The sequence below is a fragment of the Nocardia thraciensis genome, assembly GCF_054782435.1.
On sequence record NZ_BAAGSM010000023.1, the window covers coordinates 234245 to 255999 of the forward strand.

Here is a 21755-nt window from a genome sequence, read left to right on the forward strand (position 1 = left end):
GCCGCTGCGAACACCGACCTATCGCGTGAGCACCGGCAGGAAAGTGTCGGCAATGCGGCGGTATCCGGCGGCCGTGGCGTGGCCGTCGTTGTCGGTGCACTGGTATGCCCAGGCGCAGATGCGGGCCACGTTCCGGGGGATGGCACCGTAGCGGGGGTCGGCGGTCGGGGTGAAGTCGTGGGTGTCGAAGGCGGCGTTGACGTCGGCGACGGCTAAACCGTTGGCGTGGTAGGCAATTCGCCCCAAGGCGTTGAAGGCGTCCACGAGCGGCACCGAGGCGGCCGCGACAGCCCGGCCGGGAACGCCGGTGAGCCAGGCGGCCAGTCGGGGTCGTAATAGGCCATCGCGGCGTAGACCGGGGTGTCACCGCCCGCCTGCCGCAGCCGCGAAGCGATTCGCGACAGCTCGGTGAGCAGCGCCCCGCCGCCACGCATACCGCACGAAAGGTCGCCGTGGAGGACGCACCCGGCGTGGCGGACGAGCGGGAGCGCAGGATTCTTCGCGGGTGCGTCCCGATACCACTGTCCGTCCGGAGCCGGTGTCAGTTCCGCGTCGAGTTGATCAACTGCTGGCGCAGCCACGTCAGGGGAGTGGCGCCGCCGGGACCGACCACGTATCCGGGGTAGCTCTGGTGGATGCCGGACTTCACGAAATCGTCGATCTGCTGCTTGCGTTCGTCGTAGGCGGACGTGTTGAGTTGGTCGCCCAGCAGGCCGAGGCCACCCGCGGCGAGCGCGTCGGCCAGCAGGTTGGAACCCTGCTGCTGATACACGCCGAACTGGGACGGGTCCGGATTCGAGATCTGGGCGAAGAATCCGGCGATGCGACCGGCGAAATCGCCGTCCGGCATCGCGCAGTACAGATCGCCCGGGACGCAGAAGGTGTAGGTCTTGGGAGTCAGCCAGCCGAAACCGCCCACGCGCGAACCACCGGCGCCGGCGCCCAGCACGGGCGGGCCGATCAGGTTGTCGGTCGGGGAACGGCGCGGGTCGGCGATCAACCCGACCAGCGACACGCGGTTCGGCGGGACGACACCGAGCCCCGTGCCGATCTCAGCCGCCAGATCACCCGCGGCGTCCGCGCCCTGGCTGTAGCCGAGCAGCGCGATCTGCGTGGCGCCGCACCGCTGCGCCATCGCGGCGACCAGCCCGCGGGCACCGTCGACGGCCTCACGCTTGGAGCGGCCGTAGACGTCGCCCTCCCACGGGAACGCGGTCGCCGGGTAGGCGACGTAGTCCGTCTGCACGCTTCCGGGGAGGTTGTCGGTGACAGCCGACAGCATGCCCTGGCCCGGGTCGGACTTCGAGGTCTCCCACGTTCCGGGAACCGCCACGACGTATGTGTCGGGGCACTGCGGTGCGGCCTGCGCGGGCGTGGCCGCGGCGATCGGAAGTACGGCGATAACCGTGGCGGCCGCGCACAGGGCGGCGCCCCTCCATCTAGAAAACATCCTGCTACTCCGGGTGTTCACGGTCGGCATGGGTGGCCGACCGGCGAAATCTACTCCGTGAGTGTAGACGTCGGGACGGAATTGCGCCGGAGTAACCAATCAACGGGAGGAATGTCCGGTACGACACGGCACAGGTAGTCGGGCAGCTTCGCGAGGATTCACCCGTTTGTTGCGCGAATATTCACCTTCGGGGCCTGGATTCAGCTCGGCGCCGCGGACTCGCGCACGCTGCGCCCACGTAATCCGTTGCGGACCTGCGGGTCCGGCAGCAGCACCGCGGTGGTGAGGCGCGCCGCCACCCCTGTCAGGCGCCGAGCAGGCGAATCTCCGTATTCAACAGCTCCGCCTCGACGGCCAATTGCGAAGCCTCGGGCTGGTCGCCGATGCGCTCGGCCAGTTCGCCGCGGGTGACGACCTGCAGCCCGCTCTCGTCGCCGCCGGCGCCCGGTGCGAGCCGGATCTCGCCCTCCACCACGATCAGCCGCGTCCCCGGGCTGCCGGTCTGCAGCAGTTGCCGCAGGTCGGCCTCCGTCACCTGCGGACGTCGGCGCGACGCCGAATATTGTCCTGTGCCAATCTGTTCGTCGGTATTCATGTTGTCCCGGGTGCCCGGGCGCACCGGGCCGAAACAACCGGGTCAGAAGCGCAGCACCAGTCGCCCGCGCACCCCGCCGGCCTCCAGCAGGCGATGGGCCTCCGCGGCGCGCTCGGCGGCGAAGGTCCGCGCCACCCGCAGCGAAAGCACGCCCGCCCCGGCCAGGCGACTCAGCTCGGCCAGCTTGGCGGCGTCGCGGACGTGGTCGGTGACCATGACGTAGTGCACGCCGATGCCCCGTTCGGATTCCACCCCGCCGGTCAAGACGGGTGGTCGCAGCGCGACATAAGCACCGCCGTCGCGGACGGCGGGCAGCACGGCGCCGCCCAGCAGCGCACTGTCCACGACCGCATCGACGCCTTCTGGGGCGTGCTGTCGAATCCGTTGCGCGACATCGGTTCCGCGTGCCACGACGATATCGGCGCCGAGGTCGGCGACCAGCTCGGCATCCGCCGGCGCGGCGTCGGCGATCACCGTGAGCCCCAGGTGTTTCGCCAGCTGGACAACGTAGCCGCCCACCGCGCCCGCCGCACCGGTCACCGCGATCGTCCGTCCGGGTTCGGGCCCGAACGCCTCGAGGGCGATGAGGGCGGTCAGCCCGTTCATCGGAAGTGTCGCGGCCGCGGCCATATCCGCGCCCTCGGGCAGGCGGGCCACCGAATCACCGTGTACCACAATCCGTTCGGCGTAGGCGCCGCCACCTTCGAGGACCGGCTTGGTGACGGCGACGACGCGGTCACCCACCCGCCACCCGGTCTCCGGATCCGCCTCGTCGATCACGCCCGCCGCGTCCCAACCCGGCACATACGGCGGCGCGACGTCGCGATACCGGTCGTGCGCCCGCCCGGAGCGGGTCACGATATCGGATGGATTCACCGTCGCGGCCTCGACCCGGATGCGGACCTCTCCCGCTCCCGCATGCGGTTCCGGCAGCTGCACCGGCCGCAGCACCTCCGGACCACCCGGCTCGTCGAATCCGATCGCCAGCATCACCACTCCCAACCGTCGCTTGCCCCTGCCCTGGCAGCAACGCCGCGCACATACTTCGCTGTTCCCGAGCCCTCGACCGCCGAGGCGGCGATCAGTTCTGCCGCGGCACCGGTTCGGCCACGAAGCGGTCGATGAACTCGTCGATCGGTCGAATACCTACGAGTTCACCGGCGAGGTCGAGGTCGCCTACGTCGCGGATCCGCCCGCGGCGTACGCGGAGCACGTGGCGCGCTCCGCCGCGACATAGGCCGACCTCGCCCGCTAGAACGCGCTTCCGGTCGACGGCGGCACCACGGGCCAGCCGTACCAGCCGGGGTAGACGTATCCGGGACGGTTCCAGCTGTTCCAGCCGCCGTAGCCGCCGTAGCCGCCCCAGCCACCGTGGCCCCAGCCGCCATGCCCCCAGCCACCGTTCCCCCAACCGCCGCGATGGCCCCAGCCACCGCGGTGACCCCAGCCACCGCGATGGCCCCAGCCACCGTGGACTTCCTGTGCGGACCCGTCGGCCTCGAGCTGGACGGGCTGTTCCGGTGCGGCCGGTGCGCTCACCGCCGGGGAGGCGAGGGCGGGCGCGGCGACGGCCAGCGGCGACGCGGCCACGGCGAGCACGGCGGCGACGCGGAACACGGTCTGCCGGGAGCGTACGGGGATGTGATTCCGAGTCATCGGAACTTCCTTACCTGCGGTCGTTTCCAGCGGATGACCGGCGATCCGGCCAACCTCCTGCCACAAAGTAATGTACCGCTATTTAATGGCACGTTCAATGGGGTATTTACCACTCCCGTGTCGGTACCGGTCCGTCAGCCCCGCCGACCACGCAGGTAGTCGCGCACCACGGCTGCGCCGAGGCCGTCGAGATCGGGCGCCACCACGCGCCCACCGCTGCGCCGCGCCACCAGGTCGACGAAGGCGGCCAGGCGCGGGTCCTCGCCGAGCATGAACACCGTCACCGAGGCGCCCAGCTTGGCGAGGACGTCGACCTGGTTCATCGTCACGCCCAGCGTGCGCGGTTCGGGCGGCCAGTTGAAATACGCCTCGCCGTCGGGCTCCAGATGCGCGGTCGGCTCCCCGTCGGTGACCACGAGCACGACGGGCACCGCGTCCGGATGCCGACGCAGGTGCCGCCCGGCCAGCAGCAGCGCGTGGTGCAGATTGGTGCCCTGCTCCCAAATCGGTTCCTGCGCGGTCAATTCGCCGATATCGACGGTGGCGGCGTGCCGCCCGAAGGTGATCAGGCTCAGCGCATCGGAACGGAACCGGGTACCGATCAGGTGGTGCAGGGCGAGGGCCGTGCGCTTCATCGGCACCCACCGGCCGTCCTGCACCATCGACCACGACGTGTCCACGCACAGCGCCACGGCCGCCCGCGCGCGCTGCTCGGTCTCCATGATCTCGACGTCCGAGACATCCAGCGCCACCCGGCGACTCCCGGACGACGCCGACCGCAGCACCGCGTTGCGCACGGTCCGCGGCACGTCCCAGGGCTCGGTGTCGCCGAACTGCCAGGCCCGCGCGGCGCCGGTCGGCTCACCCGCCGCACCGGCCAGCGCGGTGTCCCGCTCGCCGCGCCGGGAACGCAGCTGGCCGATCACATCTCGCAACGCCGTCTCGCCGAGCCTGCGCAAGGCCCTGGGCGTCAACCGCAGCGACCCGTCGGGCGCGCGCTCGAACAGCCCCTGCCGCCGCAGCTCCCGCTCCAGCTCGGCCAGCCGGGCGGCGTCCACGCGGGCGTCGTCGCCGAGCTGACGGGCCAGCGCGTCCAGGTCGATGTCCCCGAGCCGGGCGCCCGGGTAGGACTGGCCGAGTTGCTCTGCGAGAGCATCCAATTCGGCCAGATCCTGTAGGGCCTGCGCGCCCTCGCCGAGACCCAGGGGATCCTGACCGCGGAATCGCCGCGCCGAATCCCAGTCCTCCCCCGGACGCAGTGCCCGCAGGTTCGCGTCCAGCGCGGCGATCTGCCGGGCGATGCGCGGGTCGCCGAACGCCTGGCCGGTCAACTCGGACAACTCGGCCCGTTGCTGTTCGGTCATCGAGTTCATCATGCGCTGCGCCGCGGCGGCGCGGGCGGCCAGTGCGTCGATCAATTCCTCGGTGTCGCGCGGGTTTTCGGGAAAGAACTCACCGTGCTGCGCCATGAAATCGGCGAACTGCCGCTCGGTGTCGTCCCCGCGGGCGTGCGCCGCGAGCAGATCGTTCAGGTCCGACATCATCCGGCGGATCCGCTCGACATCCTCCGGCGTGGTGTGCCGCAGCGCCTGCTTCATGCCCTGGAAGCGGGACTCCAGCAGATCCCGGCCGAGCAGGTCGCGGATCTTCTCGTAGTTCGCCCGGCCCGTATCGGATCGCCAGGGGTATTCGGCGAGTTCACCGACGGCGGCGGCCGTGCTCGACGGCAGCGCGTCGAGGCGCGCCTCGGCGAACCGGGCGTCGTCGGACGGGTCGGGGAACAGCGCACGACGCTCGGCTTCCAGTGCCTCGTCCAGCAATTCGCGAAGCTGCCGCAGCGAACCGTCGAGTCGATGCCGCCGGGAGATCTCCGACCGGCGCTGCCACAACCGGCGGGTGAGATCGTCCAGCCCCGCCGTATCGCGCAGGCCCCGCCGCAGCAGTTCCTCGAGCGCGCTGCGCGGCGAACTGCCCTCCATCACATCCCGCCCGACCTGATCCAGTGCCTCGCGGAGGTCGAGCGGCGGCGCCAGGGGATCAGGTCCGTCGTGATAGGGGCCGTAGGAGTAACGGTCAGCGGAAGTCATTGCGTCTCATCGGTTGTCACTGGCCGTACACCGTCATGCCGTCGTCGGAGTCCTTGGCGATTTGGCGGGCCAGATACAAAGACTCCAAGGCGAATTCGACCGCTGCGGCGATGCGGGCCGGGGTGTCGGCGGCGTCGACGCCGAGCCTCGCGGCGACCTCGTGCAGCACGGGGAGTTCCGGCAGGGCGGACAGGACGTCCCGGCCGGGCACGCTCTCGCCGGTGGTGACCAGGTGGCCGTCGCCCACGGCCTCCGACAGCGGCCGCAAGTTCAACCCGCCCAACCGCTCCCGCGCGGACTCGGCGAACGACCGGCGCAGCAGGTGGGTGAGGTGTTCCTGTTCGCGGCCCTCCTCGCCCGATTCGAACTCCAGCTTGCCGCGCAGCACCGCCGGTACCGAGTCGAGGTCGACGGGGCGGGCGACGGCGGGCCGCTCGCCCGTGATCGCGGAGCGGCGCAACGCGGCCGCGGCCACCGTCTCCGCGGCCGCCACCGCGAACCGGGCCGACACCCCGGATCGCTGATCGATCGCCGGGGATTCGCGCAGGTTCCGGACAAACCGGGCGATCACCTCGATCAGCGGATCACCCACCTCGGCTACCAGATCGGCCTCCTGCCGGACCATCGTCACCTCGGCCTCGATCGTCAGCGGGTAGTGCGTGCGGATCTCCGCGCCGAACCGGTCCTTGAGCGGGGTGATGATCCGGCCGCGATTGGTGTAGTCCTCCGGATTGGCGGTGGCGACGAGCAGCACGTCCAGCGGCAGCCGCAGCGTGTAGCCGCGGACCTGGATATCGCGCTCCTCCATCACGTTCAGCAACGCGACCTGGATACGCTCGGCGAGGTCGGGCAGCTCGTTGATCGCGACGATGCCGCGGTGGGCACGCGGAACCAGACCGAAGTGGATGGTCTCCGGATCGCCGAGGCTGCGCCCCTCGGCCACCTTCACCGGATCGACGTCACCGATCAGGTCGCCGACCGACGTATCGGGCGTGGCGAGCTTCTCGGCGTAGCGCTCCGAGCGGTGCCGCCACGCCACCGGCAGGTCGTCACCGAGCTCGGCCGCCAGGCGCCGACCGGCCGGGCTGATCGGGTCCAGCGGGTGTTCACCCAGTTCGGTGTTCGCGATGACGGGCGTCCACTCGTCGAGCAGACCGGCCAGCGTGCGCAGCAGGCGGGTCTTGCCCTGGCCGCGCTCCCCCAGCAGCACCACGTCGTGCCCGGCGAGCAGCGCGCGCTCCAGCTGCGGCAGCACGGTCCGATCGAAGCCGACGATGCCCGGCCACGCGTCCTCGCCGGAACCCAGCAGCGCCAGCAGGTTGTCGCGGATCTCGGTCTTCACGCCGCGCGGCTCGTAACCCGCCGCGCGCAGCTCACCCGCGGTGGCGGGCAAGTGTTCTGGAACAGTCACGACATCGACGCTACGACGATTCCGCGATCACGTCGACGTGGAGTAACTCCAGCAAAGCCGCTGGAAAAGCGGTTGACAGCAGGAGCGACACGGCATTCGGGACCCTATGTGGCGTCGTTGTCCAGCAGGTTGCGCGGCGCGGCCTGACGCCACGAATCGGTGATGATGGTCTCCAGCTCGTCCCGGTCGTCGAGGGCGGCCAGGCGCACCCGGACCCAGGCGTTGTTGGCTTCGTGGGAGGCGATCCAGAACTTGCCGGGCTCGGCCAGGACCAACTCGTCGCGTTCGAGGACGGGGCAGCGCACGGCCATCGAGGTCTCGTTCTCCGGCAGCGTGAGATACAGCTTGCCCGCGACCCGGAAGGTCGGCATCCCCCAGGTGAATTGCTCGGCGGTCTCCGGCAGCGAGAGGGCGAAGGTGCGGACATCATCCCCAGTCGAACTCATATGCGGGATCTTTCCAGGCCTACACCCCGACCGACATTCACGTGTCCATTTCGACCGAATTGTGAGATTGGACAACATTTCTCGGAGACGGGAGCGACGGGTGTCGCGAACTGTATTTTCGACACAGATCGATCAGCCTCCGCAGCCGACCATCGCCGTCGGCGGAGTGGGCCGAAGGGGCGGTTGCAGATGGAACACACGGCCGAAGCGAGCGGATGGGCCATCGCCGGTGCGATCGGCATGGTGCTGCTCATGGTGGTGATGTGGGCGGGGGTCGCCGTCCTGCTCGTCGGGCTGCGGAAACCGTTGCGGCCGTGGATGTTCTGGACCGGAGCCGGCGTGGTGGTACTCGGAGTCTTCGCGCAGATCGGCCACTTCCAGGAGCATGTGCTGCAAGCCGGATACTGGATCGGGCACTCCAACGCGCCCGCGTGGATGACGCCGTGGGGCACGAGTCTCGCCAACGGCTTCGGCCAGGTGAACCACGCGAAACCCACACTGGGAATGGAGATCCTGCATCTGGTCGGCAACTTCCATTTCCTGGCCGGGCTGGCCGGAGTCGCACTGCTCACCCACCATGCTATGCAGAGCAAGGCGCGGCGGTGGGGCCGAATGGGCGTGCTGATGCAGGGCATCCACGGCCTGGAACATATCGCCCTCACGGTGTCGGTCCTGCTGGGCAGCAAGGCGATCGGCCTGTCCACCATATTCGGCCTGCTCGAGGCCGGACCCGGGCTGTGGACCTTCCGGGTCTGGTGGCATTTCCTCGCGAATGTCGCGGGCACCAGCATCTTCGCCATGGCCCTTTACCACCTCTGGCGCGAGCGCGCGACCATCACGGCTTCCTACAGCGTGGCGGGACTCCCGCGGACGACGACCGCCCCGGCCGGTCCGGTCGAGGACGCGGTACCCGCACTGCCGTAGTACCGCACACTCAGATATCAGTTCCGCCATCTCGGCCATGTCGGTTCCCGTCTCGGAAATGTAACGACGGTCACACGGCGTCACAAATCGCACCTCCCGAACGTCTCATGGGCACACGGTTTCGTCGGCCGATCGGGAGGTCATGCATCCATGAGCACGGTGGCACACCAGGCGGACGCGGTAGACCAGCGCTACCACGCTGCCGCTTTCGTCAAACGGTCGATCAACAAGGTCTTCCCGACCCACTGGTCGTTCCTGCTCGGCGAGATCGCGCTGTACAGCTTCATCATCCTGCTGCTGTCGGGCGTGTATCTGACGCTGTTCTTCGACCCGTCGATGAGCGAGGTCGTCTACAACGGCGCCTATCAGCCGCTGCGCGGCGTGACCATGTCCCGGGCCTTCGAGAGCGCGCTGAACATCACCTTCGAGGTGCGCGGCGGCCTGTTCGTGCGACAGGTACACCATTGGGCCGCACTGCTTTTCGCGTCCTCCATGATCATTCACATGTGTCGGGTGTTCTTCACCGGCGCCTTCCGCCGCCCGCGCGAGGGCACCTGGGTGATCGGTTCACTGCTGCTGATCCTGGCGATGTTCGAGGGCTTCTTCGGCTACTCGCTGCCCGACGACCTGCTCTCGGGCACCGGCCTGCGCGCCGCGTTCTCGGGCATCACCATCAGCATTCCGATCATCGGCACCTGGCTGCACTGGCTGATGTTCGGCGGCGACTTCCCGGGCGATCTGATCATCCCGCGCCTGTACATCGCGCACGTGCTGTTGTTCCCGGGCATCATGCTTGCGCTGATCGCCGCCCATATCATGCTGATCTGGTATCAGAAGCACACGCAGTACCCGGGGCCGGGCCGCACCGAGAAGAACGTCGTGGGCGCCCGCATCGTGCCGGTGTTCTCCCTCGATCAGACGGCGTTCTTCATGTTCACCCTGGGCGTGCTGGCGATCATGGGCGGCGCCCTGCAGATCAATCCGATCTGGAATCTGGGCCCCTACAACCCTTCTCAGGTCTCCGCCGGTACCCAGCCCGACCTCTATCTGATGTGGACCGACGGGTTCCTGCGCCTGTTCCCGGCGTGGGAGGGCTACATCTTCGGGCACACCGTCCCCGGCGCGTTCTCGATCGCCCTGCTGATGCCGTTGATCTTCGGGCTCATGACGGCCTACCCGTGGATCGAGAAGCGCCTCACCAAGGACTACGCGCACCACAACCTGGTGCAGCGGCCGCGCGACGTGCCGGTGCGCACCGCGATCGGCGCCATGTCGCTGACGTTCTATCTGGTGCTGACCCTGGCCTGCGTCAACGACATCATCGCCCTGCAGTTCGACATCTCGCTGAACGCGACAACATGGTTCTTCCGCATCGCCCTGCTGTTCGGACCGCCGCTGGCCTATTTCCTGGCCTACCGACTGTGCCTGGGTCTACAGCGCAGCGACCGGCAGGTGCTCGAGCACGGCATCGAGACCGGCATCATCAAGCGACTGCCGCACGGCGAGTACATCGAAATGCACCAGCCGCTCGGCCCGGTCGACGACCACGGCCACCCGATCCGGCTGGAATACCAGGGCGCCCCGGTACCGAAGAAGATGAACAAGCTGGGCTGGGCGGGCAAACCGGGCCTGGGCTCGTTCCTCAGCGCGGACCCCACCGCGCAGGTAGCGGACCTCACCGCCGACGAGCACGAGCAGGAGCGCAAACAGCTCGCGGTGCTGCGGGACTATCAGGACCGCAAGGGAATCGGCCGCAACGGGAGCGGAGACGACCGATGAGACCGTGGCGCAACCGATCGGCGGCGGAACCCGAGACCGAGGACTACGGCCTGCTGGTCGTCGCCGCCACGGCGCCCAGCGACGACGCGGCCCGCGTGGTCCGGAACCTCCTGCGCGCCAATGGCATCCGTTCGACTGTCGGACCGGCGTTCCGGCACCCGGAACGCCACCACCGCCGCGTGCTCGTCTTCGCCGAAGACGCCGCGCGAGCCTATCGAGTGATATGCGCACACACGAGGTGACCCGCGCGCCGCCCTCGGAGAACAGCGTGGTCGAGGCCCGTCGTTCGCCAGCCGGATGCTCATATGGTAAATCGGACATATGCCCCACACGAACCCCATCAGTGCCTGGAAGTCCCTGCGTGACGGCAACGACCGATTCGTCGAGGGAGCGCTGCAGCATCCCGGCCAAGGAGCCGCGGACCGGGCCAAACTCGTCGGCGGACAGCAGCCGTCCGCGATTCTCTTCGGATGCGGCGACTCCCGCGTCGCGGCCGAGATCATCTTCGACCGCGGGCTCGGCGATATGTTCGTCGTCCGCACCGCCGGTCACGTCGTCGACTCGTCGGTCCTCGGGTCGATCGAGTACGGCGTGGCGGTGCTGAACGTCCCGCTGATCGTGGTGCTCGGCCACGACAGCTGCGGGGCCGTGCGCGCGACCATCGACGCGCTCGACGGCGAGGGCGTGCCGGGCGGGTTCATCCGCAGCGTCGTCGAGAAGGTCACGCCGTCGATCCTCATGGGTAAGCGCGAGGGCCTGACCGGGGTCGACGAACTGGAGGCCCGCCACGTCGTGGAGACCACCCGACTGCTGATGCAGCGATCCTCGATCATCGCCGAGCGTGTCGCCGCCGGAGAGTGCGCGATCGCCGGTGTCACCTACACACTGGCCGACGGCAAGGCGCAGCTGCGCGGCGTGATCGGCGACATCGGCGAAACGGCAGTGCCCATCGAACTCTGAGCGGATCACCGCGACGGCAGGACCTCGACATATCCGTCCGCGCCGTTCACCCGGGATGCGGTCCCCGTCGCGGATCAGCTCGGTGGCATGCTCCACGCCGACGACGGTAGCCGCGCCGACGTGTCAACTCTTCACACCTTCCGGACGAATTCGATCCGATCAAGATTCCATAGCACCCTCGGCATACAGCAAACCTTCGGTATACGTTCGGGAACGGTCAGATCAGACGCGCTACACACGCTCGGCCGAAATGGAGAACCTTACGGAGGGGTTGTGGCTGCACCGGAACTATCCGCTGTCGATTCGGGCGACAACCGTGGTCTCGCCGAGCACGGAACAAGGCATACGCCGCCCGTTCTCCCATTCGCTCCGGTCCCAGTAGCCGAGTCGCACGAACGTCTCGACCGCGCCGCCCGCACACCCAGCGGGCATACCGTCCTCGTCTGCGCCCCGAGCGTCACCGCCGACACGGGCGTCTCGATCAACACCGTCGAGACCCACCTGCGCGGCATCTACCACAAGCTCGGCGTCCGAATCCGCGCCGACGCGATCACCGGCCTCATCTGAACCCGTCGGAACCGATATTCCCGTGACCGAAACGAGGCATCCATGACCACATCGCCGAACTTCGACGACGCCACCGACTTCGACGACGCCGCAAGGGGTTTCGTCGCCGCGCTCGATCCCGCCCTCATCAAGACGGCGGACGGGCGCACGGTGTGGGACGGCGACGCCTACCGCTTCCTCGACGCCGAGTGCCCGCCCACGGCGAACCCCAGCCTCTGGCGACAGGCACAACTGTGCAACAAGCAGGGCCTGTTCGAGGTGGCCGAGGGGATCTATCAGGTACGCAACCTCGACCTGTCCAATATGACCCTCGTCGAGGGCGACCAGGGCGTGATCGTCATCGACCCGCTGATCTCGGCCGAATGCGCGGCGGCCGCCCTGGCGCTGTATCGCGCCTATCGCGGGGACCGCCCGGTCACCGGCATCATCTACACGCATTCACACGCCGATCACTTCGGCGGCGTGCGCGGCGTGCTCCCGGAAAGGCACGAACCGGTTCCGATCCTCGCGCCCGCGGGCTTCCTCGAACATGCCGTGAGCGAGAACGTCTACGCCGGAAACGCCATGACCCGCCGCGCGATCTTCATGTACGGCGGCGCACTCGCCAAGGGCCCGCAGGGGCAGATCGGCTGCGGGCTGGGCATGACCACGTCCCTCGGCAGCATCGGCCTCGTACCGCCCACGGTCGACATCACCGAGACCGGGCAGGAGGAGAAGATCGACGGGGTCAGCATGGTCTTCCAACTCACCCCGGGCACCGAGGCGCCGTCCGAGATGAACTTCCTGTTCCCCGACCGGCGGGCACTGTGCATGGCGGAGAACGCGACACACAACATGCACAACGTGCTCACGCTGCGCGGCGCCCTGGTCCGCGACTCTCGCGTCTGGGCGCACTACCTCGATGAGGCCATCGCGCTGTTCGGCGACAAGGCCGATGTGGCCTTCGCCTCCCACCACTGGCCGACCTGGGGCGCCGACCGCTGGACCGCCTGGCTGGCGGGGCAGCGCGACATGTACGCCTACATGCACGATCAGACCCTGCGACTGATCAACCAGGGCCACACCGGAGCCGAGATCGCCGAGGAGTTCGAGTTCCCGCCCGAACTCGACCGACTCTGGGCCAACCGCGGCTACTACGGATCGACCAGCCACAACACCAAGGCCGTCTACCAGCGCTACATGGGCTGGTTCGACGGCAATCCCGCGCATCTGTGGGAGCATCCCCCGGTCGAGCAGGCGAAACGCTACGTGGCCGATTACGGCGGCGTCGACGCCGTCGTCGCCAAGGGCCGCGCCTACGCCGACCAGGGCGATCTCCGGTTCGCGGCCACTCTGCTCAATCACGCCGTCTTCGCCGAGCCGGGGCACAGCGGCGCCAAGGACGCCTTGGCCAGAGTCTACGAGCAACTCGGGTACGGCGCGGAGAACGGGCCGTGGCGCAACTTCTACCTCGTCGGCGCCCAGGAACTGCGGCACGGCACCACACCGGCCGAACTCGACACCACCGATGCGGAGATGCTGTCGGCCCTGACCATCGACATGCTCTTCGACTCACTCGCCGTGCGCATCGACGGTCCTCGCGCCGCCGCGGCCGGGAACCATACCATCGACTGGGATCTCACCGACCAGGACCGCACAGTCCGCCACACCCTGTCCAACGGGGCACTCACCCACCGCACCCACACCACGCAGGCCCCCCTCCGCGGCGCCGCCGACCTGACCCTCCACCTCACCAAACGCCAACTCCTGCAAATCCTTACGGGCGCGGATCCCGACGGCGTCGCCATGGACGGCGATCCGCGCGTACTCGAAACCCTCACGGGGCTGCTCGACGTCCCGGACCCGCGCTTCCACATCGTCGAGCCCTGACGCGCCGGTCCGCGGGCGTAGTCCCCACTTGACCTTGACCCGAGGGCAAGGTGCAGCCGCCCGGCATGACCGATCGCCGACGCCATCGGCCACCCGGCCTTCCTGGGCTGGGCCGCACGCGCACCGGCCGCTACATTCCCCGGATTCTGGTTCGCCTGGCGGCACAGGGACATTCGGCTGTCGACCGGTATGCACGTCGGCGTGACAAACGATCGTGGCGACCATCGGCGCCGTCACCCTCGCGCTGGACTCGCCTGAGCGACGTCACCTCAGCGCGGACGACCGCACCTACCAGCGTCGGCAACTACAGGCATTCCGCACGCTGCGCCCGAACTCGGCGCTCGGCAAGGCTCGTGGCATGAGCGCGAGGGGGCGTATCCACCGTTCGGTTTCGACCTGGCAGCAGCCGTTTCCGGGGTTCGTTTCAGCCGAGCGTGAGGCACTGGTCGATCGGATCGCCGAACGCGTTCTGGCGCTGGGCTCCCATCGTCTGGCGGTGGGCATCGACGGATTGACGGCCTCGGGCAAGACGAGCTTCGGCCACGAACTCGCCGAGCGGATCGCGCGGACCGGGCGGCCCGTACTGCGGACGAGCCTGGATGATTTCAAGAATACGTGGCGGGACCGGCACCGCTACGATCGCGCGACCGGTGAGGGCCCATAGGCTTCGGCGGTGTCGATGAAGTCCACCCCGAGTTCCGCGGCGTGCCGCAGCACGGTGATGGCCGCTTCACGGTCCGCGGGATCACCCCAGGTGCCTGGTCCGGTGAGCCGGATCGCGCCGTAGCCGAGGCGGTGCACGGTCAACTCACCGAGCCGGACGACCCCCGCACGATGGGCTGGCGGCTCGAGAGACAACGGGCCCACAGATCGAATCTGTCTATCGGTCATTCCCATATGCTCGCTATTGAAGTCGGCTTGAACGCAACCCAGAGATTCGAGTGGACCGAGAGCTGTACTCCCTCGCCGATGTGGCGCGCGGCGGGATCAGCGGGGGCGCCGGTGGTTGTCGACCGGTTGTGTGGCGCGGCGGTAGTCGGTGCCGGTGATGATGTCGGGCCGGATGACGATGAGGCGTTCGCGTTGTCGGTCGGCCGGTGAGCAGGCGGTGAGCGTGGCTTCGCGCAGGGCGTGCTGGTCGGGGTCGGTGATCTCGGTGGCGAGACCGGTGACGGTGACGAACCATCCGGCGCGGGTGCGATGGTCGAGCGTGTCGGCCTGATAGGTGACCACTTGGGGGTCGCTGCTGAGCGTCAGGGCGTCGGGAGCGGCGTGTACGAGGAGTTCGCCCGCGTCGAGCACGTGGTCGACGGGCCGCACGATCAGCAGCGCATACCTGCTGTAGACGAGACGGCCGAACGACACACTGCCCAACCTGCGCAGCGCCTCGTCGATCGACAGCGAATGGATGACAGGCGGCCCAGTCATAGCGATGTTCCCTCCTGTGGTGATGTCGACGGGCGGAGTATCCGGTTCCGTCGAGGACGGCGCCGGATAGTATCGAGTTTTGTTCTGCCCCAGGGGTTTCCGCCCGTCGAGTGGAGGGAACACGAAGTCTGGGATGGTGTATAAATCCTAGTTGGATTCGTCATCGATGACGGATCGCGCTTGCAATTCGAGTGTCCTCCGCACCCGGAGTTCGATGCTCGACCGCGGAGTGTGGACGTCTGATGGGCACTGAGAACAACACCGCCGACGACCGGTCGTCCGGCGGGCCATGGCCCTTGACGCCGGACAGCATGCTCGCGGGCTGGTCAGGAGCCGAGGTCGAGGAGTTCATGCGGTCCTGCGACCGTCTCGTCCGGCACCTTTTCGACGTCGGCCTGCGCCTGCACACGCTACGCGGCGGCCGTCCCGGCACCGCGCTGGATGCCGAACTGTCGAGCGTCCTCGACGAACTGGACATCCTGATCCGCGACTCGGCCATCGCCATGCTGACCCTGGCCCGCGCCTCCGGCAACACCAACCACCACCACGGCCGCCCCACTCGCCGCCGACGACGGTAACCGGACGCTATCCCGAACCGGGCCACCGCTGAGCCGGACACCGAACTGGTGGCTGTACATCGTCGGCTGGGACTGCTGTGATCGTCGGGTGAACGCACCTGTGTCGCCGTCCCGTCCGGCACCACGATCGTCGCAACGGTCCGGCCGGTGGGCGTACGTCGCGCTCGGTCTCGCGTGCATCGCAGGGGCCGCGACGTTCACGACGTATCAATTCACCTGCCCGTGGGACCCGCGTCAGGTTACCTTGACTGGGTCGCTGACCTGGGCCTTGTGGCCCATGGTCCCGGCGTCCCTAGCGCTCTTGCTCGGCGGCACGGGAAAGGTTCGCGCCGAAGACACGAGACGCCGACCCTGGCCCGCAATCGCCGCGCTGTTCATCGCGAGCCCTGCCCTCTTGCTGGCCCTGCACCAAGCGGCGCTCATGCTGGTTCTCGCCCTGGCGATGCGAGACTCCTCGACTTTCGACTGAGTCCGGACCGGCGGATCACGCAGGGGCGCCCAGCGGCGGGTGCTCGAGCACGCGGGGCTTGTACTCGACCAGTTGGATGCTGCCGTCGAAGGTGCGGTGGTCGATCATCTCGAGGGCGATGTCGGGATAGCCGTCGTAGATGCGTTCCGCGCCTGTGGCACCGGTGATCACCGGGAACATCACGACCCGGAAGCGGTCGACGAGTCCGGCTCGCAGCAGGGACCGGCACAGGCTCAGGCTGCCGATCGTGGTGAGCAGCCCCGAGCCACTCGACTTCATGGCGCGGACCGCCTCGACGGCGTCGTCGCGGACGAGTGTGGAGTTGGCCCACGTCAGCGGCTCCTCGAGCGAGGAGGAGAACACGACCTTGGACGCGCGCGTGAGCTCGTCGACGGACGCCTCTTCCTCCGGCCTGAACTCGTCCTGGCCATCCGGGACCTCACCGGCGGCGAAGCCCGACATCAGGCGGTAGGTGTTCGCTCCCATCAGGTGGGTGGCCTCGGGCTGTTCGCCGAGCCATGCGAGATACTCCGGCCCCTCGAGACCCCAGAACCCGGGCCACCCCTCTCCCGAGGCGTAGCCGTCGAGAGAGGTGATGAAGTCGACGAGAAGCTCCGACATGGCGATGTCCTTTCCTAGGGTGTCACCAACTTCGACCGGCCGAGAGCCGCAAACTCATCGGCCGCGTTCGTAACCGGAGATCGCTCAGCTCGCCGCCGTCAGCACCCGCCACGCCTTTCTGGGACGCGAGCGGGCCCGCGGAGCGGCGTAGTCGATCCGGCGGCGCGCCTCGGAGGCGCTGATCCGCAGTAGATCACTCAATAGCTCCGCTGTGTCCCGATAGCCGGTATCGGCGGCGAGACCACGGCGCTCCGCCTCGGCGACGGCCGAGACCATGGCCGCCCCCAGCCGACGCCGACGCCGTTCGGTTTCGACCAGGGTGCGCAGCAAGTCGACATCGGCCAGTTCCGCCCAGCTCCGCGCCGGAGCATCCGATGCCAGTGCAGTCGAATGTGTCTTCACCCGAGCCACCCTACCTCACATCTCGAACATACGTTCGATTAAAGCGGAGTAGATGCGCGCCACTAGCGGACGTTCGGGCGCTGCTCGACCGGCGTCGAGGACCAATGGTCCTCAATCGCTTCGACAGACCGATTTCAGCGAGTTCTGAACCGGCGGCCGTGGCTTGGGCCTCAGACCTGGGCGAAGCCGCCGTCCACGGCGAGTTCGGAACCGTTGACGTAGCTGGACGCGTCGGAGGCGAGGAAGACAGCTGCCGCGGCGATTTCCTCCGGTTCGGCCAGCCGGCCGAGCGGAACCGACGCCCCCGCAGCGGCGGCCGTCTCGGCTGAGATCAGGTCGACCAAACCCTGCGTGCGGGTACCGCCGGGGGAAAGCATGTTGATCCGATACCGACGCGCCCCGGCGTCGTGGGCGAATCCGCGAACCAGGTTACGGAGCGCGGCCTTGGACGCCCCGTACACGGGCAGGTACGGCTCGGGCCGCGAGGCCGCCGTCGATCCGGTGAGGATGATCGACGCCCCCGGCGAGAGCAGCGGCAGCGCCTTCTGCACGGTGAACAGCGAACCCTTGACGTTGGTGGTGAACATGGCGTCGAACTGCTCCTCGGTGATCTCGCCCAACGGCGCCACGATCCCGATCCCGGCGTTGGCGACCAGGACATCGATCCGGCCCGCCTGCTCGGCGACGGCCGAATAGAGCCGGTCGAGGTCTTCGAGTCGGCCCACGTCGCAGCGAATCCCGGTGACCTCGGGGCCGAGTTCGGCCTCGACCTCGTCGAGCTGCGCCTGGCGACGACCGGCGACGAACACTCGCGCCCCCTCAGCACGGTAGGCCCGCGCGATCGCCAGCCCGATACCCGCGTTCGCCCCGGTCACGACCGCGACCTTGCCCTCCAGCATCTTCATGACAGCTCCTGTACCGATTATTGACTGTTCGGTCCATAACCCTCCTCTATATGGACTGAACAGTCAATAACCTGAGCGGCGCTGTGTCGTACACCACTACGGCAGGAATGCTCAGGACGCAGGCAGCAGGCCGTCGAGCAGACCCTCGGCCATGGCCGACAACGCGGCCGGGTCCTGGCCGACTCGACCGAGCACGATCAGCCCGAGCTGCCCGGCCAGCACCGCGCGGGCGGTGACGTCCGCGTCGAGACGGGGCGCGACATCGCCCTCGCGCTGTGCTCGTCGTACCGCGTCGGCCAGCACCGCAGTGGTCGAGGCGTAGCTGCGCCGCGCCTCCGCGGCCACCTCGGCGGCCCCCACCGACAGCTCCATCGCAGTGTTGGCGAGCAGGCAACCCCGACGTGCCTGCACGCCGCTGGGATCACGCACGGGCCCGGTCACGAAATCCCGGATGACATCGATGCCGCGCTCGGCTTGCTCGAGCCAGCTGCGCAGCATTTGATCATTGGCCTCGTCATACATGCGCAGCACGCGCAAGAACAGGCTCTTCTTGTCTCCGAATGCTCCATACAAGCTCCCCTTGCCGAGCCCACTGGCCATCAGGAGATCTTCGAGCGATGTGCCCGCGTACCCATTGTCCCAAAACACCGCCTGCACGGCCGACAGCACGCGCGCTTCATCGAACTGTCGTGGACGTGGCACGTGGTCGATCCTACCCGTGCTGGACCGATCGGTCCAGTATAGTTGCGGGGGCCCGACCTGCACTACGGCTCACTGAACTCGATGCGCGTCATCTACGTCGAGGTAGCCGGTGGACCGTCGGTTCGCGATAGCGTCGAACCTGTGCGGCTCCAGGACGCGCACTCGCATCTGTGTCTGTGCTGTGAGGGAGGCCTTCAAGAGTCGGTGGATTCCGTCGAGGATCACGATTCGGCCGTCACGACGCAGGTAGGCGTCCACGGGATAGCGCAAGTCGGCGGCGTGGGTGCGTTGCCACTGCCGCTGGTAGACCTCCGGTCGGGCGGCGACCGTGTTCGGCGTGACCGCGAACGGGATCGCCTGTGCCGACCAGAACGGTAGATCGAGATGCCAGGCCAGCTCGGCGGTCGGTACGGTTCGCACAGGCAGGTCCAGCGCGTGTAGCCGCTCGAGGTCGAAATGGAAGTCCAGGATGACATCTCGCAACTCGGCAGGAACCTGAGCCAGAAGCGGGAACGGCGCACGGTACGGCACGACCCGACAGTATCTGACCGGCTCGACCGAGCCCGCCCGGCGTTAGAGTGCAGGAAATCGGGATCGACGAGAGCAGGCGGATGCACGAAGCACAGCTCGCGGCCAATGACGCGTGTTATTACTACTTCACGCGCTCGGGTCGCCACATCGACTGGCCGATGTGGTGGGTGTTCGAGAATTCGGGGGGCGCACCGTCGGCCGCCGATCTCGTCCGCCACGTCACCGATCGGGCCACCGCGCTGGAACCGCTGCGCCGCCGGATTCACGAGGTGCCCGGGGGACTGGGCCATCCGTTCTGGGGCACCGACGACAGCCCGGTCGAGAGCCACGTGACCGTGCATTCCGAAAGCCTGGACTGGGCAGGATGTCTCGAACGGATGGGCGCGGTCCTGGAGCAACCGCTCGACGCCCGGGTCAGCGCGTGGGAACTGCACATCTTCCCCGACGTCGCCGGAATTCCGGCGCTGACCGGCCCCGGGACCGTCGCCATGATCCACGTCAGCCATGCGCTGATGGCGGGCCCGGCCATGACGTCGCTGTCGGAGGCCCTCTTCGCACCCGGACCGCCCGCGCTACGCATCGAAGGACTCGGCCCGGCCGCGCGACGCCCGCCGGTACGGCTCGCGGCCGTCCTGGGCGCGCTGCGCTGGCCGGTGCAGCTGCTGCGCTTCGCGGCCGGGGTCCGGGCGGAGAACCGGCGCATCGCCCGCGAGAACGACGAGGGCGGGCCGAACCTCACGCCGCGCACGCCGACTGTCCTCAACCGGCGCATCGGCCCCCGCCGCGCCGTGCGGACCTTCCCCGTGGACCTGCGGACCGTGCGCGTCCCGGGGACCACCGTGACGGCAGTCGGCCTGACCGCGATATCCCAAGCGATGCAACGATATCTGGACAAACGCGGCGCGGAATGCCCCGACGATCTGGCGGCCTTCGTGACCATCGCGGTGCCCGACGCGACCGTGATGGGCGTCAACCGGGTCGGCGCCGACGTGGTCGACCTGCACCCGGCGACGACCGATCCGGCCGAGCGGACCCGAGCGGTCGACGCCACCCTGCGCGTCCGCCGCGGCTCCGCCACCAGCCGCCGCGAACTCAACCGTCTGGAGTTGACCGACATGCTGCCCAGTCGCATATACCGTGCCGCGCACGGGACGCTCCGACCACCCGAGGCGGCGCCGCCCACCGTCGCGCACACGGTCCTGACCAGCATCCGGTGCGAGCCGAGCGCCGAATGGTCCGTGCTGGACAAGCCCTTTCGCTTCGCGGGCATGCTGCCGCCGGTCTATCCGGACATCGGCCTGGCCCATTCGTTCGTAGGCGCGGGCGACGCCTTCGCGGTCTCGGTCGTCTGCGATCCGGCCCTCGTGGACGACATCGACGACTACTGCGACATCCTCCAGGAGGCGTTCGGCACCGTCACCGCCGCCCTCGCCGACTCGCGGTAAGCCCGTCGGCGCATCGGCGCCGCGGCCAGGAACTCGCCGGTAAGCCCGTCAGCGCATCGGCGCCGCGGCCAGGAACTCGCGGTCAGCCCGTCAGCCCGTCGGGATCGCGGCCAGGAACTCGCGGATGGCCGGGGCCACGGCGTCGGCAAGGTCGTCGGCCGTGCGCATCTCGGCGCTGAAACCCGGGCCGAGCCGGGCGTCCGGCAGGATCCGCGACAGCTCCTCCGCCAGCGCCGTGGGATGTCGCCGGTCGATGCCAGGAAACAGCAGGACCGGCGCCGCGATGGCCGCGAATTCGGCGGGACCGCGGAAGCTGCGGTCCCGCCCGATCGCGGCGGCCGCGGCGATACTCGCCGGATCGCTGCGCGGAATCGCCTCGCGGACAAGGGTTTCGATCACCGGCGCCAGCTGCGGCAGGATCGGCGCCCACGCCGCCTCGATGCCCGCCACGGTCACGGCATCGGCGAAGGCGTCCATCATCGCCGTCTCGGCCCGTTTCGCCTCGTCGTCCTCGATGTCCTCGACGCTGATCAGAATCCCCGCGGCGAACCGGTCCGGATAGGCCAGCAGCGCCCGTGCCGCCACGGTCGCCCCGAGCCCCGTCCCGCCGACCACGGCACGCTCAGCGTCCAGATGGTCGAGCAGGGCCACCACGTCCTCGGCGTAGCGCGCCCAGGTGTGCCGGGCCGGATCCGCGCAGCGCGACGCGCCGTAGCCGCGGACGTCGGGCAGCACGACGCGGTAGCGATCGGCCAGCCGATCGGCCAGCGGCAGCAGGCTGCGATGGTCCGGACCGCCGCCGTGCATCAGCACGACATCCGGCCCGGCGTTGCCCACCGTTGACGCGGACAACGGCCAGCCGTCATGACCGGAATAGCGGAACACAGGTCCTCCAAGAATCGTCGATGCTGATCAGGGTAGGGACGGGAC

25 protein-coding genes and 1 pseudogene are annotated in these 21755 nt (G+C 68.6%); 9 read left to right on the top strand and 17 right to left on the bottom strand.

The features are described 5' to 3' along the window. Positions 1-18: 18 nt before the first annotated feature. The 9 genes from ACYVLQ_RS14825 to ACYVLQ_RS14865 all read right to left on the bottom strand — a co-directional run bounded on the left by ACYVLQ_RS14825 (position 19) and on the right by ACYVLQ_RS14865 (position 7645). Positions 19-264 (bottom strand): hypothetical protein, encoded by a 246-nt coding sequence (locus ACYVLQ_RS14825; RefSeq protein WP_460698027.1) that lies wholly within the window; start codon positions 262-264, stop codon positions 19-21. Positions 265-541: 277 nt separating this feature from the next. Beyond that, positions 542-1450 (bottom strand): cutinase family protein, encoded by a 909-nt coding sequence (locus ACYVLQ_RS14830; protein WP_460698028.1) that lies wholly within the window; start codon positions 1448-1450, stop codon positions 542-544. Positions 1451-1754: 304 nt separating this feature from the next. Then, complete coding sequence (locus ACYVLQ_RS14835) at positions 1755-1985, bottom strand: hypothetical protein (protein ID WP_460698029.1); 231 nt, start codon at positions 1983-1985, stop codon at positions 1755-1757. Between the two features lie 102 nt (positions 1986-2087). Further along, complete coding sequence (locus tag ACYVLQ_RS14840; RefSeq protein ID WP_460698030.1) at positions 2088-3035, bottom strand: NADP-dependent oxidoreductase; 948 nt, start codon at positions 3033-3035, stop codon at positions 2088-2090. A gap of 91 nt (positions 3036-3126) precedes the next feature. After that, positions 3127-3258 (bottom strand): hypothetical protein, encoded by a 132-nt coding sequence (locus ACYVLQ_RS14845; RefSeq protein ID WP_460698031.1) that lies wholly within the window; start codon positions 3256-3258, stop codon positions 3127-3129. A 38-nt stretch (positions 3259-3296) separates the two neighbouring features. Continuing rightward, positions 3297-3701: a hypothetical protein gene (locus ACYVLQ_RS14850; RefSeq protein WP_460698032.1), complete on the bottom strand. Its 405-nt coding sequence runs from the start codon at positions 3699-3701 to the stop codon at positions 3297-3299. 134 nt (positions 3702-3835) lie between these two features. Further along, the gene (locus tag ACYVLQ_RS14855; protein ID WP_460698033.1) at positions 3836-5788 is read right to left on the bottom strand and encodes a vWA domain-containing protein; all 1953 of its coding nucleotides are present in this window, start codon (positions 5786-5788) and stop codon (positions 3836-3838) included. 16 nt (positions 5789-5804) lie between these two features. Next, complete coding sequence (locus ACYVLQ_RS14860; RefSeq protein WP_460698034.1) at positions 5805-7199, bottom strand: ATP-binding protein; 1395 nt, start codon at positions 7197-7199, stop codon at positions 5805-5807. Positions 7200-7303: 104 nt separating this feature from the next. Continuing rightward, positions 7304-7645 (bottom strand): MmcQ/YjbR family DNA-binding protein, encoded by a 342-nt coding sequence (locus ACYVLQ_RS14865; RefSeq protein ID WP_460698035.1) that lies wholly within the window; start codon positions 7643-7645, stop codon positions 7304-7306. A 189-nt stretch (positions 7646-7834) separates the two neighbouring features. Between ACYVLQ_RS14865 and ACYVLQ_RS14870 the strand changes: the two genes are divergently transcribed. The 7 genes from ACYVLQ_RS14870 to ACYVLQ_RS14900 all read left to right on the top strand — a co-directional run bounded on the left by ACYVLQ_RS14870 (position 7835) and on the right by ACYVLQ_RS14900 (position 14408). Then, the gene (locus tag ACYVLQ_RS14870) at positions 7835-8569 is read left to right on the top strand and encodes a DUF6008 family protein (RefSeq protein WP_460698036.1); all 735 of its coding nucleotides are present in this window, start codon (positions 7835-7837) and stop codon (positions 8567-8569) included. 150 nt (positions 8570-8719) lie between these two features. Further along, positions 8720-10348 carry a cytochrome bc1 complex cytochrome b subunit gene (qcrB, locus tag ACYVLQ_RS14875; protein WP_460698037.1) on the top strand — a complete coding sequence of 543 codons (1629 nt, stop codon included), beginning with the start codon at positions 8720-8722 and terminating at the stop codon, positions 10346-10348. Further along, complete coding sequence (locus tag ACYVLQ_RS14880; protein WP_460698038.1) at positions 10345-10590, top strand: hypothetical protein; 246 nt, start codon at positions 10345-10347, stop codon at positions 10588-10590. Before qcrB ends, ACYVLQ_RS14880 begins: the two co-directional genes overlap by 4 nt. A 79-nt stretch (positions 10591-10669) precedes the next feature. Next, entirely contained in the window at positions 10670-11308 is a 639-nt protein-coding gene (locus tag ACYVLQ_RS14885; RefSeq protein WP_460698039.1) for a carbonic anhydrase, read from the top strand. Positions 11309-11581: 273 nt separating this feature from the next. Then, positions 11582-11875, top strand: a complete 294-nt coding sequence (locus ACYVLQ_RS14890; RefSeq protein WP_460698040.1) for a hypothetical protein — start codon at positions 11582-11584, stop codon at positions 11873-11875. Between the two features lie 42 nt (positions 11876-11917). Continuing rightward, complete coding sequence (locus ACYVLQ_RS14895; protein WP_460698041.1) at positions 11918-13744, top strand: alkyl/aryl-sulfatase; 1827 nt, start codon at positions 11918-11920, stop codon at positions 13742-13744. Positions 13745-13958: 214 nt separating this feature from the next. Further along, the gene (locus ACYVLQ_RS14900) at positions 13959-14408 is read left to right on the top strand and encodes a hypothetical protein (protein ID WP_460698042.1); all 450 of its coding nucleotides are present in this window, start codon (positions 13959-13961) and stop codon (positions 14406-14408) included. On the opposite strand, the pseudogene ACYVLQ_RS14905 reads toward ACYVLQ_RS14900, so the two are convergent. Both ACYVLQ_RS14905 and ACYVLQ_RS14910 read right to left on the bottom strand, forming a co-directional pair. Then, a pseudogene (locus ACYVLQ_RS14905) lies at positions 14399-14635 on the bottom strand (aldo/keto reductase); the annotation flags it as partial. The gene ACYVLQ_RS14900 and the pseudogene ACYVLQ_RS14905 overlap by 10 nt on opposite strands. Positions 14636-14731: 96 nt before the next feature. Next, complete coding sequence (locus ACYVLQ_RS14910) at positions 14732-15172, bottom strand: pyridoxamine 5'-phosphate oxidase family protein (RefSeq protein ID WP_460698043.1); 441 nt, start codon at positions 15170-15172, stop codon at positions 14732-14734. Positions 15173-15414: 242 nt separating this feature from the next. Here ACYVLQ_RS14910 and ACYVLQ_RS14915 point away from each other — a divergent pair, with 242 nt between their 5' ends. Next, positions 15415-15750, top strand: a complete 336-nt coding sequence (locus ACYVLQ_RS14915; protein ID WP_460698044.1) for a hypothetical protein — start codon at positions 15415-15417, stop codon at positions 15748-15750. A gap of 484 nt (positions 15751-16234) precedes the next feature. Here ACYVLQ_RS14915 and ACYVLQ_RS14920 read toward each other — a convergent pair whose 3' ends face one another. The 5 genes from ACYVLQ_RS14920 to ACYVLQ_RS14940 form a co-directional block, all read right to left on the bottom strand. Continuing rightward, the gene (locus ACYVLQ_RS14920) at positions 16235-16840 is read right to left on the bottom strand and encodes a dihydrofolate reductase family protein (protein ID WP_460698045.1); all 606 of its coding nucleotides are present in this window, start codon (positions 16838-16840) and stop codon (positions 16235-16237) included. Between the two features lie 84 nt (positions 16841-16924). Beyond that, on the bottom strand, positions 16925-17242 hold the full coding sequence (locus ACYVLQ_RS14925; protein ID WP_460698046.1) for a DUF222 domain-containing protein: 318 nt from the start codon (positions 17240-17242) through the stop codon (positions 16925-16927). Positions 17243-17412: 170 nt separating this feature from the next. Next, positions 17413-18147, bottom strand: a complete 735-nt coding sequence (locus tag ACYVLQ_RS14930; protein WP_460698047.1) for an SDR family NAD(P)-dependent oxidoreductase — start codon at positions 18145-18147, stop codon at positions 17413-17415. A 111-nt stretch (positions 18148-18258) separates the two neighbouring features. Continuing rightward, positions 18259-18849, bottom strand: a complete 591-nt coding sequence (locus tag ACYVLQ_RS14935) for a TetR/AcrR family transcriptional regulator (protein ID WP_460698048.1) — start codon at positions 18847-18849, stop codon at positions 18259-18261. Positions 18850-18918: 69 nt separating this feature from the next. Beyond that, positions 18919-19380: a hypothetical protein gene (locus tag ACYVLQ_RS14940; RefSeq protein WP_460698049.1), complete on the bottom strand. Its 462-nt coding sequence runs from the start codon at positions 19378-19380 to the stop codon at positions 18919-18921. Between the two features lie 80 nt (positions 19381-19460). Here ACYVLQ_RS14940 and ACYVLQ_RS14945 point away from each other — a divergent pair, with 80 nt between their 5' ends. After that, on the top strand, positions 19461-20825 hold the full coding sequence (locus ACYVLQ_RS14945) for a wax ester/triacylglycerol synthase domain-containing protein (RefSeq protein ID WP_460698050.1): 1365 nt from the start codon (positions 19461-19463) through the stop codon (positions 20823-20825). 90 nt (positions 20826-20915) lie between these two features. Here ACYVLQ_RS14945 and ACYVLQ_RS14950 read toward each other — a convergent pair whose 3' ends face one another. Next, complete coding sequence (locus ACYVLQ_RS14950; protein ID WP_460698051.1) at positions 20916-21710, bottom strand: alpha/beta fold hydrolase; 795 nt, start codon at positions 21708-21710, stop codon at positions 20916-20918. Positions 21711-21755 lie beyond the last annotated feature (45 nt).